This is a genomic window from Shewanella basaltis, from assembly GCF_023283885.1.
Lineage (GTDB): Bacteria > Pseudomonadota > Gammaproteobacteria > Enterobacterales > Shewanellaceae > Shewanella > Shewanella basaltis.
Window position 1 is genome coordinate 18,221 of record NZ_JAKILA010000011.1, and the last position, 13,132, is coordinate 31,352.

11 protein-coding genes are annotated in these 13,132 nt (G+C 43.6%); 4 read left to right on the forward strand and 7 right to left on the reverse strand.

Annotated features, from left to right (window positions below):
- Positions 1-15: 15 nt before the first annotated feature.
- Positions 16-2,607 carry a leucine--tRNA ligase gene (leuS, locus tag L2703_RS09555; RefSeq protein ID WP_248970873.1) on the reverse strand — a complete coding sequence of 864 codons (2,592 nt, stop codon included), beginning with the start codon at positions 2,605-2,607 and terminating at the stop codon, positions 16-18.
- A 120-nt stretch (positions 2,608-2,727) separates the two neighbouring features.
- Between leuS and L2703_RS09560 the strand changes: the two genes are divergently transcribed.
- Positions 2,728-3,228 carry a zinc ribbon-containing protein gene (locus tag L2703_RS09560; protein ID WP_248970874.1) on the forward strand — a complete coding sequence of 167 codons (501 nt, stop codon included), beginning with the start codon at positions 2,728-2,730 and terminating at the stop codon, positions 3,226-3,228.
- A 15-nt stretch (positions 3,229-3,243) separates the two neighbouring features.
- Here the strand turns inward: L2703_RS09560 and L2703_RS09565 are convergent, their stop codons facing one another.
- The 6 genes from L2703_RS09565 to miaB form a co-directional block, all read right to left on the reverse strand.
- Positions 3,244-3,534, reverse strand: a complete 291-nt coding sequence (locus tag L2703_RS09565; protein ID WP_248970875.1) for a DUF6482 family protein — start codon at positions 3,532-3,534, stop codon at positions 3,244-3,246.
- Between the two features lie 143 nt (positions 3,535-3,677).
- Positions 3,678-5,210, reverse strand: coding sequence for an apolipoprotein N-acyltransferase (gene lnt / locus L2703_RS09570; protein WP_248970961.1), 1,533 nt, complete (start codon positions 5,208-5,210; stop codon positions 3,678-3,680).
- A gap of 33 nt (positions 5,211-5,243) precedes the next feature.
- The gene (corC, locus tag L2703_RS09575; RefSeq protein WP_248970876.1) at positions 5,244-6,122 is read right to left on the reverse strand and encodes a CNNM family magnesium/cobalt transport protein CorC; all 879 of its coding nucleotides are present in this window, start codon (positions 6,120-6,122) and stop codon (positions 5,244-5,246) included.
- A gap of 45 nt (positions 6,123-6,167) precedes the next feature.
- The gene (ybeY, locus tag L2703_RS09580; protein ID WP_248970877.1) at positions 6,168-6,635 is read right to left on the reverse strand and encodes an rRNA maturation RNase YbeY; all 468 of its coding nucleotides are present in this window, start codon (positions 6,633-6,635) and stop codon (positions 6,168-6,170) included.
- Entirely contained in the window at positions 6,632-7,696 is a 1,065-nt protein-coding gene (locus tag L2703_RS09585) for a PhoH family protein (RefSeq protein ID WP_248970878.1), read from the reverse strand. The genes ybeY and L2703_RS09585 overlap by 4 nt, the downstream gene beginning before the upstream one ends.
- 161 nt (positions 7,697-7,857) lie before the next feature.
- Entirely contained in the window at positions 7,858-9,282 is a 1,425-nt protein-coding gene (gene miaB, locus L2703_RS09590) for a tRNA (N6-isopentenyl adenosine(37)-C2)-methylthiotransferase MiaB (protein WP_248970879.1), read from the reverse strand.
- A gap of 455 nt (positions 9,283-9,737) precedes the next feature.
- On the opposite strand from miaB, the gene L2703_RS09595 reads away from it, so the two are divergent.
- From L2703_RS09595 to ychF, 3 genes are all read left to right on the forward strand, one after another.
- Positions 9,738-10,970 carry an FAD-dependent monooxygenase gene (locus L2703_RS09595; RefSeq protein WP_248970880.1) on the forward strand — a complete coding sequence of 411 codons (1,233 nt, stop codon included), beginning with the start codon at positions 9,738-9,740 and terminating at the stop codon, positions 10,968-10,970.
- A gap of 334 nt (positions 10,971-11,304) precedes the next feature.
- A complete protein-coding gene (gene pth / locus L2703_RS09600; RefSeq protein ID WP_248970881.1) occupies positions 11,305-11,892 on the forward strand; it encodes an aminoacyl-tRNA hydrolase in 588 nt (195 codons plus the stop codon).
- 78 nt (positions 11,893-11,970) lie between these two features.
- Positions 11,971-13,062 carry a redox-regulated ATPase YchF gene (gene ychF, locus L2703_RS09605; protein WP_248970882.1) on the forward strand — a complete coding sequence of 364 codons (1,092 nt, stop codon included), beginning with the start codon at positions 11,971-11,973 and terminating at the stop codon, positions 13,060-13,062.
- Positions 13,063-13,132: the final 70 nt, after the last annotated feature.

The following is a 13,132-nucleotide window of genomic DNA, read 5'->3' on the forward strand; positions in this document are numbered from 1 at the left end:
CCGTTGTGGTAACGACTAGTTAGCCACAATGCTTAACAGTTTGCCTGGCACGTAAATCACTTTACGTATGTTTAAGCCTTCAGTGTGCTTTTGTACATGCTCATCGCTCATGCCGAGTGCTTCAACATCTTCTTTTGACGCATCAGCAGCTACGGTGATTTTTGCACGCACTTTACCGTTAACTTGAACCACAATCAGTTTACTGTCTTCAACTAATGCAGACTCGTCAACTTCAGGCCAGCGGCTGTCTTCGATGTTGCTTTGGTTACCGAGCTCTTTCCACACGGTAAAGGCAATGTGCGGAACGATTGGGTAAAGTAGGCGAGTCACTGCTGACAGCGCTTCAGCAAGTAATGCACGGTCTTGTGCGCTTTCTTGTGGTGCTTTTAATAAGTGATTCATCAATTCCATTATCGATGCCACAGCAGTGTTAAACATTTGGCGGCGGCTAATGTCATCACTGACTTTCGCAATCGTTTTGTGTAGTTCACGGCGCAGTGCTTTTTGATCAGCATTTAATTTGCTGGCATCAAGTGCTTCTGTTGGGCCTGCAGCAACATGGTCGCTGGCCAGTTTCCAGAAACGTTTAATAAAACGATGTGCCCCTTCAACGCCAGACTCTTGCCACTCAAGTGTTAGTTCTGGTGGTGATGCAAACATCATAAATAAACGGACGGTGTCAGCACCGTATTTTTCAACCATGACTTGTGGGTCGATACCGTTATTTTTTGACTTAGACATCTTGCTCATACCGGTGTAAACCAGTTCGTTGCCTTGATTGTCTACCGCTTTAAGGATACGGCCTTTATCGTCTTTTTCTTGTACGGTTACGTCTAAAGGTGATACCCATACACGGGCACCTTTGTCGTTGGTGTAGTAGTAAGCATCGGCTAATACCATGCCTTGTGTTAATAGCTGTTTAGCCGGCTCGTTACTGTTTACTAAACCAGCATCACGCAATAACTTGTGGAAGAAACGGAAGTAAAGCAAATGCATACACGCGTGTTCAATACCACCAATGTATTGATCGACAGGTAGCCAGTAGTTTGCTTTAGCCGGATCTAACATTTCATCTGCATGCGGGCTACAGTAACGCGCATAATACCAAGACGATTCCATAAAGGTATCAAAGGTATCGGTTTCGCGCAGTGCGGCCTGACCATTGACAGTGGTTTCTGCCCAAGCTTTATCGGCTTTGATTGGGCTTTGGATACCGTCCATTACCACATCTTCTGGCAGAATTACGGGTAATTGATCTTCAGGTGTAGGGATAACAGTGCCGTCAGCTAAGGTTACCATTGGGATAGGTGCACCCCAGTAACGTTGACGAGACACCCCCCAATCACGCAGGCGGTAATTCACCTGACGTTTACCTTTTCCTTCAGCGGTTAAACGAGCGTCGATTGCGTCAAACGCCGCTTGAAACGCTAGGCCGTCTAATTCTGGGAACGCATCGCCAGAGTTAAATACCACCCCTTTGTCGGTGAACGCTTCTTTGCTGATGTCTAACTCGCCGTCAAGTGGCTTAATAACCGCTTCAATGGCTAAATTATATTTAGTGGCAAATTCATAATCGCGTTGATCATGTGCAGGAACCGACATTACGGCACCAGTGCCATAATTCATCAATACAAAGTTAGCAACCCAAATTGGCACCAGTTTGCCGGTAATAGGGTGTACGGCGTTTAAGCCTGTTGCAACGCCTTTTTTCTCCATCGAAGCCATGGCGGCTTCGGTGGTGTCAGCGTTTTTACATTCTTCTAAAAACTCAGCTAATTGCGGGTTGTCTTGCGCAGCTTGTATTGCCAGCGGGTGACCGGCTGCAATGGCAACATAGGTCACACCCATTAAGGTATCAGGGCGCGTGGTATAGATATCAAAGCTTGCATCACTGTCTGCTACCGCAAAGGTCATTTCGATACCTTCGCTACGGCCAATCCAGTTACGTTGCATGGCTTTAACCTGTTCAGGCCAGCCATCTAATGTATCGATGTCGTTAAGCAGTTCTTCAGCGTAGTCAGTAATTTTAATGAACCACTGTGGAATTTCTTTTTGTACCACTTCAGTGTCACAACGCCAGCAACAACCGTCTTGAACTTGCTCGTTTGCCAGTACGGTTTCGTCGTTTGGACACCAGTTTACTGATGAGGTTTTTTTGTACACTAAGCCTTTTTCATATAGCTTAGTGAAAAACCATTGCTCCCAACGATAATACTCAGGGGTACAGGTGGCAATTTCACGGCTCCAATCATAACCAAAACCTAATAATTTAAGCTGGTTTTTCATGTAGTTGATATTTTCGTATGTCCACGGTGCTGGAGAGGTCTTGTTATTGATCGCGGCATTCTCTGCAGGCAGACCAAAAGAGTCCCAACCAATCGGTTGCAACACATTTTTACCTTGCAAACGTTGATATCGTGCCACAACATCACCTATGGTGTAGTTACGGACGTGGCCCATGTGAAGACGGCCTGAAGGATACGGGAACATAGAAAGACAATAGAATTTTTCTTTGCTTTCATCTTCAGTGACTTCAAAGGTTTTATGTTCTTGCCAGTGCTTTTGCACTAAGGCTTCAATTTCTGAGGGATTATATTGCTCTTGCATCAATCTATTTCCGGCCATGCCGCCTATTGTTTGATCTAACGCTCAACAGCGCGATTTATAACTGCATAGAATAAACCAGAAGTGATCTATTAAAAAGGTGCGTATTAAGGAGTATTACCTATGAGTGGAAAAAGTTCAGCACTATTAGCCTTATATCAATCACTATTTGAACAGGTGAAAACCAAGTTCGATGAAGATAACTCATTGACTGCTAAAAGTTTGTTTAAGTCTGTTACCCAAGGGAAAGCCTATTTACAACTTAAATCAAATGCCGATGAAGAAGAATTAGCCTTAGTAGAAGAATTTTTAAAGCGAGACATTGCAGCCTTTTTAAGTGAACAAAACGCAGATAATTTGAGTCTCAGCCCAACGGTTATTGGTATTGAGAACACATTATGGCAATGGCTTAGTGAAATAACAGACCGTAGCCAAGTTGAATGGCATGAACTTTTACAAGATTTCAAGCATCATGGCGTTTATAAGTCTGGGGAAATCATTAACCAAGGTAAATTGACGTGCAATAAGTGTGGTCATCAAATGCAAATCGATTTTCCTGGAGTCATCCCCGACTGTCCTAAATGCGATTATGATGAGTTTTCACGCGAGCCATTGACACCATAAACACTAATAGTTCACTTAAAACTCGACTCGGTAACGGCAATGCTTTGTGCTGCTGTTACCGATCATTTCATCGTAAGCGGTTTGTATCTCTATTATTGCGTAATGTATTCCATGTTGCTTAAGCAACGCTTCAGCCTGTGTAATCGAGTTCAGGCTCATTAACTTACCCGCTTTATCGCGAGCACTTTTAAAATTACCTTGCTCATCTTCTATTCCAAGTAAGTAATGATTTGAATCGGCGTAACTGATAATGGTTGGATGTTGACTGTGTTGGTTAATGGCTGACTTTATTTCTGATAATTGCATGATCGCCTCCGTTGCTGAGTAAGATATATTACGGTGGCCAGGTCGTTATAGTTCAATATTTAATCAACAATTCATGTGAAGGGTAAAAAAATAGGTTACCTCAATAAGATAACCTATTTATCGTAGCTGTTTATTTTTGTTGATTACTTGCGCAGATAATTGACTACGCCCATCAATAACAGTAAGCCACACAATATCAGTAGTGGCAATTGACCTATTTTTCTAAACCAGGTTTCGCCTTTGTAAAGCGCGACGTTTGCCACGAGTACACCGGTTTCAAATTGTGCAATGGCATCGGTTATACGCCCATGTGGATCGACAACTGCGGTGACGCCGTTATTAGTGCCGCGCAGCAGTGGTTTACCCATCTCAATTGCTCGCATCTGAGCAATTTCCATGTGCTGCAATGGCCCGTTTGATGCGCCAAACCAAGCGTCGTTAGACACCGTAAGCAGCATGTCTGTTTGATTGGTCACACTGGCTCTAACCTGCTCAGGAAAGACTATTTCGTAACAAATAGCTGGTGCAATATGGTAACCCACCGCCGCGAGATTTTTTTGCGTGTAATCGCCACGTTGAAATGATGACATGGGCAAATTAAAAAATGGTGCAATGGGGCGCAGTAAGTCACCAAATGGCACAAATTCACCTATAGGTAACAAATGATGCTTTTTAAATTCATTTGTGCCATTACCAAGGTAATCAGCACCTTGTTGCTGCTTTTGATTATGGTTGCCTAATACAATCAGTGAATTATAGAAGTCATCTTGCTGGTGGCTAATAATGCCAGTAATGATGGCCATATTATTGATGTTGGCAACTTGGTTCGCATTGGCTAAAAAGTCTTCTACCATGGCTTCTGGTGCAGGAATTGCAGCTTCTGGCCAAATGACTATATCAACGCTGGAAGTTTCATCAAACTGAGCACGAGTGAGATCCATGTATTTGAGCATGGTTGGCCATAATGCATCGGGCTCCCATTTCATACTTTGGGGAATATTGCCTTGTACCAAAGCAACTTTAACTGATTTTCCACTTGGTGCGATAGGGTTTAACTGTGGTGCTGCCCATGCACTTAACGCCAGTATTGGGATAATGATTAACACTGGCAAAATGCGCTTTTGCGTCAATAACAGTAACGCACCTGCGACCAGTGCCACAATAAAGCTAAGCCCAAGTGCACCAATAAAACTGGCTAATTCACTTAATGGCCCTACGGTTTGGCTGTAACCTGCCCATAGCCACGGAAACCCTGTAAGTATCCAGCCCCTTAACCACTCTGTGAGTACCCATAACGCAGGGAACAAGCCCAAGTAGACCAAGTAAGGTGATAAGGGATGTTTACGTGTTTGGGATAACTTATTAAGCAAATAACCACATATAGCAGGGTAAATGGCCAAATAAAGTGCCAAAATGGCCATGAGAGCCATAGACACAAAAATAGGCATTCCGCCAAAAGTATCTATGCTGACATGCACCCAACTAATGCCGACAACAAAGCAACCAAAGCCAAAACTAAGCCAATAAAGTAGGCTCTGTTTTGCATTCAATGTTTGGCTTTGCCATAGTGCAAATGCGAGTGCTAATGGGAAGGCCGCCCAGATTTCATAGGGCGCAAAAGATAATGCCGTACTGGCGCCAGCAATAAATGCTGTCACCAGACTGACAATACTCATGGTTGAGTATATAGATTGTTTTGTTAACACGATTTAGTCGTCGAATTCTTCGCTGATGTTAGGGTCAGGTAGCTTAACACGAAGTTGCACTAATCTGCGGTTATCTGCATTGATGACTTTAAATTCAATATTGTCGATGACAATACTCTCATTTCGCTCTGGTAAGTGACCAAATGCGTGTGATACCAAGCCACCGACTGTGTCGAATTCTTCGTCACTAAAGTGGGTGCCACATGCTTCGTTAAAGTCGTCAATTTCAGTTAAGGCTTTTACCATAAACACGGTATTACTGAGTTTTTTGATTTCAGTGTCTTCTACCGAGTTGTGGTCAAATTCGTCTTCAATTTCGCCAACGATTTCTTCCAAAATATCTTCAATGGTGACTAAGCCTGATACGCCACCGTATTCATCAACAACAATCGCCATGTGGTAGCGTTGCGAACGGAATTCTTTAAGCAGTACATCAACCCGTTTGCTTTCAGGTACCACAACCGCCGGGCGGATCACTTGAGTCAGTGTGAAGGGTTCCTCTGAATGCTTGAAGCCGTATTTAATCAAATCTTTGGCAAGTAAAATGCCTTCGATATGATCTTTATCTTCATTGACAACAGGAAAACGAGAATGACCAGAATCGATAACTGTTTCTAACAGTTGCTCGACACTGCAGTCGATTTGAATGGTTACTATTTGTGACCGCGGGATCATAATGTCGCGCACACGCAGGTCTGAAACCTCTAATACACCTTTAATCATTTCGCGAGTGTCTTCGGTTATCAGGTCGCGCATTTCTGCACCTGCAATGACGTCGACTAGGTCTTCGCGATTTTGAGGTTCGCCCTGAAATAATTGGTTGATTTTATCGAACCAGCTTCTCTTATGGGCGTTTGTACTCGGGGGGATATCGTCACTCATAATATTTTTCTAAACACAGCTATCTATCAGATTTACCGTGTTTATTTATGCTTCCTTATAGGGGTCTGAAAAACCTAAGCCTTCAACAAGTTGGGTCTCTAATGACTCCATCTCATCGGCTTCCTCATCGATAATATGGTCATAGCCCAGCAAATGCAAGCAGCCGTGAATGACCATGTGTGCCCAATGGGCATTTAACGGTTTATTTTGTTCAATTGCCTCTTGTTCAACCACGCTTGCACAAATGACTAAATCACCTAAAAGTGGTAGTTCAACTTCAGGTGGCGCTTCAAACGGAAACGATAAAACATTTGTGGGTTTGTCTTTGCCGCGATAAGTCTTGTTCAGTTGTTGGCTTTCAGCAACATCAACCACTCGTATGGTGAGCTCAACCTCAGGCATGGTTTGGCCAATGGCTGTGCGTACCCAGGTTTCAAACTCTGCTTGTGATGGCAAGTTTGGGGCTTGGATTGCAATTTGCAGATCGAGATCTAATTTGATTGCTTGGCTCATTGGGCCGGGTCCTGTGTTTCTTGCTGAAGACGTTTTTGCTCACGTTCGCGGTAGGCTTGTTCTTTTGCTGCCTTTTCGATTTGCTCTTGCTGCTCAAATGCTTCATACGCCTCAACAATACGGGCAACCACAGGGTGACGTACCACATCTTGTGCGATAAAGAAGTTAAAGCTGATTTCTGGGACTTCACTTAGGACTTCAATTGCATGGCGAAGCCCTGATTTTTGGCTGCGAGGTAAATCGATTTGGGTGATGTCACCTGTGATCACCGCGCGTGAATTAAAACCAATACGAGTTAAGAACATTTTCATTTGTTCTACTGTGGTGTTTTGGCTTTCATCCAAAATAATAAATGCATCATTGAGTGTGCGGCCGCGCATATAAGCAAGTGGGGCCACTTCAATGACGCTACGTTCAATCAGTTTTTCAACTTTCTCAAAGCCCATCATTTCGAACAATGCATCGTAAAGCGGGCGTAAATAAGGGTCGACTTTTTGGCTTAAATCCCCTGGTAAAAAACCCAGTTTTTCACCGGCTTCAACCGCAGGGCGGGTCAGTAAAATACGGCGTACTTCTTGGCGTTCATAAGCATCTACTGCGGCTGCAACGGCAAGGTAGGTTTTACCGGTACCGGCAGGCCCAATACCAAAGCTGATGTCGTGGCGGGTAATATTGTGCATGTATACGCTTTGATTTGGTGTGCGCGGCTTTATCACACCACGCTTGGTTTTAATGTGTACACTGCTGTCATCGTTGTCTTGTTCAGCTTCAAGATTGATGGCTTCTTGAATAGCCAAATGAACCACTTCGGGTTCTAAATCTGGAGTACTGCCTTTGACGGTTTGAGTTTCTATGTATAACTGACGTAACAAGTTATTGGCATTTAGTGCGTTGCGGGGCAAGCCTACAATGGTAAAGTGATTATTTTTATGGATAATTTCAACGCCTAAACGACGTTCTAGTTGCTTGATGTTGTCATCAAATGGGCCACATAGTGAGGCTAAACGGCGAGTATCTGACGGTTCTAGATACAAGTTCATGGTGGTGACTTTAGTGGTCAAATAAGGCTCCAGTGTTGAGTCGGTAACAACAATAAATTCAAAAACAGGACGTCATGTCCACAGTTTACGAGTGTCTTTATTGAATTACCATAATATGACCTATTTTAGGCAAAATTAAAGGCGGACTAGCCGCCTTTAACGTACACTCAAACTCGAGTCATTTATGGTGTGTATTGTGTTACACCCAAAACATCATCTTGTTTACGTTTAGCTAAAATGTCAGACGGACGTAAGCTGCGGCGTAGATCCATTTCATTTTCACCACGAATAAATTCGCCGCGTAATGAGTTGGTATATACGTCAACAATTTTCACATCAACAAAACTGCCAATATGAGTGTGTGGTGCTTCAAAGTTCACCACGCGATTGTTTTCAGTACGACCGCGAAGCTCCATTGGATTCTTAACCGACGGACCTTCTACTAAAATACGTTGTACTGTGCCTAACATTTGGCGGCTATAACGCATGGCTTGTTGGGTAATACGGTCTTGTAAAATAGCTAAACGCTGTTTCTTTTCGTCGTCGCTCACATCATCTGGCAAATCAGCCGCAGGCGTGCCAGGACGGGCGCTGTAAATAAAGCTAAAGCTGTGATCAAAGGCGACATCTTCAATTAGTTTCATGGTGTCGGCAAAATCTTCTGCCGTTTCACCTGGAAAGCCGATGATAAAGTCGGAGCTAATTTGAATATCTGGACGCGCTTTGCGTAAACGACGAATAATTGACTTATATTCAATCGCCATATGGCCACGCTTCATTTGGGTTAAAATACGATCAGAACCGGATTGAACCGGTAAATGCAAGAAGCTGACTAATTCAGGCGTATCTTCATATACATCGATAATATCTTGAGTGAATTCAATCGGATGGCTGGTGGTAAAGCGCAAACGATCGATACCGTCGATTGAGGCGATTAAGCGCAACAATTCTGCAAAGGTACATATTTGGTCATCGTGGGTTGCACCACGGTAAGCATTAACGTTTTGGCCGAGTAAATTGACTTCACGTACGCCTTGCTCTGCTAGTTGGGCAACTTCAAGAATAATGTCATCTAATGGACGGCTGACTTCTTCACCGCGAGTGTATGGCACGACACAAAAAGAACAGTATTTGCTGCAGCCTTCCATAATCGATACAAATGCCGTAGGACCGTCAGCACGCGGTTCTGGTAAACGGTCAAATTTTTCAATTTCAGGGAAACTGATATCGATAACGGCTTTTTCGCCACGCTGGATCTGCTCGATCATATCCGGTAGGCGATGTAAGGTTTGTGGGCCAAAAATAATGTCAACGCATTGCGCGCGATCTTTAATGGCTTTACCTTCTTGCGAAGCCACACAACCACCCACACCAATAATCAAATTTGGATTTTTGTCTTTTAAAGTTTTCCAACGCCCTAGTTGATGGAAAACCTTCTCCTGCGCTTTTTCACGAATAGAGCAAGTATTGAGCAGCAGTACGTCTGCTTCGCTTGCATCTTCGGTCAAGGTATACCCTTGATAGTCGTCTAATAAATCAGCCATCTTAGATGAGTCGTACTCATTCATTTGACAGCCCCAGGTTTTAATATGAAGTTTTTTACTCATCAGTGCTCGCCGGTAAACAACAGTAAAAATAGCGCGATATTTTACCTGTTGTCGGACGCTCTGGCTAGCACTAGTGCAAGTTTCGCTCGTTTTCTATGAAAGTTTTTTATACCCATAAAATATGTAGTGTTTTAAGCACCTCGGTAAAACATTCTGATTATACTGATAAATAGCGTTATGTAATCGTTCTATTTGGGCGTTATTGTGGGGGAATTAACCGCATGCTTATGGGCTAAATCACGATTAATGCAGCGCAGCCTTTCCGTGATTTAAAGATATAGGGCATAATCAAACGCATTTGTAGATGGGTGGCCTAAGCCTGCGACATAATTTTATATCCTTATTGAGTTTGCCACGCTTTAGCGGTCAGGTTATTTATATGATAGGCAGCAAAATAAACGGCTGACAGCCCAAGTCATTTACATCGTCGGCATTATGCCACTCAGTTACTTTTTATGGATATTGACACCATGCAAGACATTCCAGACACAATGGATACTCAATCTTCAACAGCTTACGATGCCGTGATTGTCGGTGGTGGCATGGTGGGCGCTGCTGCCGCCATTGGACTTGGGCAGCTTGGGTTAAAGATCGCCGTGATTGAAGCCCGTGCACCACAAGACTATGACCCTTTGCAGCAATTAGATGTGCGGGTTTCTGCCATTAGTGTGGCATCTGAGCAGCTGCTTATGCGTTTAGGCGCTATGGAAGCGTTATTAACCATGCGCCATGCGCCGTATGATGGTTTAGAAACTTGGGAAATGGATGGCTGTTTAACCGCTTTTACCGCTGAGCAAGTGGGGCAATCACATCTTGGTTATTTTTTTGAGAATCGTCTTATCCAGTTGAGCCTTTGGCTACAAATACGCGGTATGGCAAATATAGACCTTTTGTGCCCAAACAAGGTCAGTCAATTAACTCGTCGTGCTGAGTTGAATTCCATTGAGGTGACGTTAGAGGATGGCAGTCAACTGTCTACGCGCCTACTCGTTGGTGCTGACGGTGCTCATTCGCAAGTGCGCCAATGGGCTGGTATAGGGGTGACGGGGTGGGATTATGCTCAATCAGCAATGTTAATCAATATCCACACCCAAACAGAGCAGCAATCTGTTACTTGGCAACAGTTTACCCCTGCTGGCCCAAGAAGTTTATTACCGCTGCCCGGCAATCATGCATCACTGGTGTGGTATGACGACGCCAATCGCATAAAGCAGTTATCGCAATTAACCCCGTTGCAGTTAGCCGAACAAATTAGACAACACTTTCCATCAAGGTTAGACCCCAATTTTAGCGTACAACATAGTGGCAGTTTTACCTTGACCCGTCGTCATGCGCAGCGTTATTACCAAGACAATTTGGTGATTATTGGTGATGCAGCCCACACCATCAACCCCCTCGCAGGTCAGGGGGTTAATATTGGTTTTAAAGATGTTGATGTGCTGGTGGCTCAGGTAGCCAATGCCATGGGCCGTGGAGAAACATGGTGGGACACCCGAGTGTTAAAGCGCTATCAACAAGCACGTTATTACGACAATCAACTGATGATGACGGCAATGGATGCCTTTTATGCCAGCTTTAGTAATGACCTATTGCCACTGAAGTTGTTGCGAAATGGCGCATTAAAACTGGCTAATATCGACTCACCGATAAAACGTAAAGTGCTAAAGTATGCTCTTGGGTTAAATTAAGTAACCTCAGCCCTGGATAATAAATGCATTTTAAACAGTTGTTTATACCGATAACCTTGATAACTTTACTGGTAACAAAAACGCTATTACGCGTAAATTTGCCTAGTTATCAGCGCAAATTTCAAGTTTGAATGTATCGTATGGGTTATTGGTAGAATCAAGGTTATTTATTCATCTCATAACAATCAAATATAACGAGCTAAACTTGTGGTTTGTTGACAAGCCATTTGAGTGCTAAAATGCCGCGTTTTGCACCATATGTATCTTCATAGCCTTTTAACAAGCCGTTTCGATAACCATGTGGAACACTGGCAAATAAACTGATTAGGTCGTAATGAGTAACATTAAATTGATTGTTGGGTTAGCAAACCCGGGTGCCGAATATGCTCAAACTCGCCATAATGCGGGAGCGTGGTATGTGCAAGAACTCGCGCGTATTTGTAATACCCCTTTGGTTGCTGAGAGTAAATATTTTGGTGTCACAGCGCGCGCTATTTTGCACGGCAGAGACGTTCGATTATTAATCCCAACAACATTCATGAATTTAAGCGGCAAGTCTGTTGCTGCATTAGCTAATTTTTTCCGTATTTTGCCTGAAGAAATTTTAGTGGCCCATGATGAATTAGACATGGAACCTGGGGTTGCCAAATTTAAATTAGGCGGCGGGCATGGCGGGCACAATGGTTTAAAAGACATTATCGCCAGTTTAGGTAATGATAAAAATTTCCATCGCTTGCGTATTGGCATTGGTCATCCGGGCGATAAAAATAAAGTCAGTGGCTATGTATTGGGCAAAGCTCCTTTGGTTGAGCAAGAGCGTATAAATGCTGCGATTGATGAAGCCGTTCGTTCAACCGAAATTTTATTTAAACAAGACATGGTGAAAGCCATGCACAGATTACATTCGTTTAAAGCAGAATAAGCACAGCAAATTTTGTTTTAACACCTTATTCGACATCATTATCCAGTGGGATAATTCTACATACATAAAGGTAAGCATATGGGTTTTAAATGCGGCATTGTTGGTCTGCCAAACGTAGGTAAATCAACGTTGTTTAATGCGTTAACACAAGCGGGTATTGAAGCGGCAAACTTTCCGTTTTGTACTATTGAGCCAAACACTGGTGTGGTACCTGTACCAGACTCTCGTCTTGACGCGTTAGCTGAAATCGTAAAACCACAGCGCATATTGCCTACCTCAATGGAGTTCGTTGACATTGCAGGTTTAGTGGCAGGTGCCTCTAAAGGCGAAGGGTTAGGTAACAAGTTTTTAGCTAACATTCGTGAAACTGATGCCATTGGTCACGTAGTGCGTTGTTTTGAAGACCCAAATATCGTTCACGTTGCAAACAAGATTGACCCAGCAGGCGATATCGAAGTGATTAACACTGAACTGGCACTAGCCGATTTAGACTCTTGCGAGCGTGCTATTTTACGCCAAGCCAAGCGCGCGAAAGGTGGCGATGCAGACGCCAAGTTTGAAGTGAGCGTACTTGAAAAAATGCGCCCAATTTTAGATGAAGGCAAAATGTTACGCTCAATGGACTTAACCAAAGAAGAGAAAGCGGCAGTTGCTTATTTAAACTTCTTAACCATGAAGCCAACAATGTATATCGCCAACGTTGCAGAAGATGGGTTTGAAAATAACCCTCATCTTGATGTGGTACGCAACATTGCTGCTACCGAAAACGCAATTGTTGTGCCTGTTTGTGCCGCTATTGAGTCGGAACTTGCAGAAATGGATGTTGAAGAACGTGCCGAATTTATGGCAGATTTAGGTTTAGAAGAATCTGGTTTAGATAGAGTGATCCGTGCCGGTTACCAACTACTCAACTTGCAAACTTACTTCACTGCGGGCGTCAAAGAAGTACGTGCTTGGACTGTTCCTGTTGGGGCATCGGCACCACAGGCTGCTGGGGTGATTCACACCGACTTTGAACGCGGCTTTATTCGTGCTCAAGTTATGGCGTACAATGATTTTATTACCTACAAAGGCGAGGCTGGCGCAAAAGAAGCGGGCAAGTTGCGTGTTGAAGGTAAAACTTATATCGTTAAAGACGGCGATGTGATGCATTTCTTATTTAACGTGTAAGCGTTTTTGATGAAATGAAGGGGTGTAAGGTTTATTTAGTCGGATTAATTGGGATTTTTTGTCGATTCGG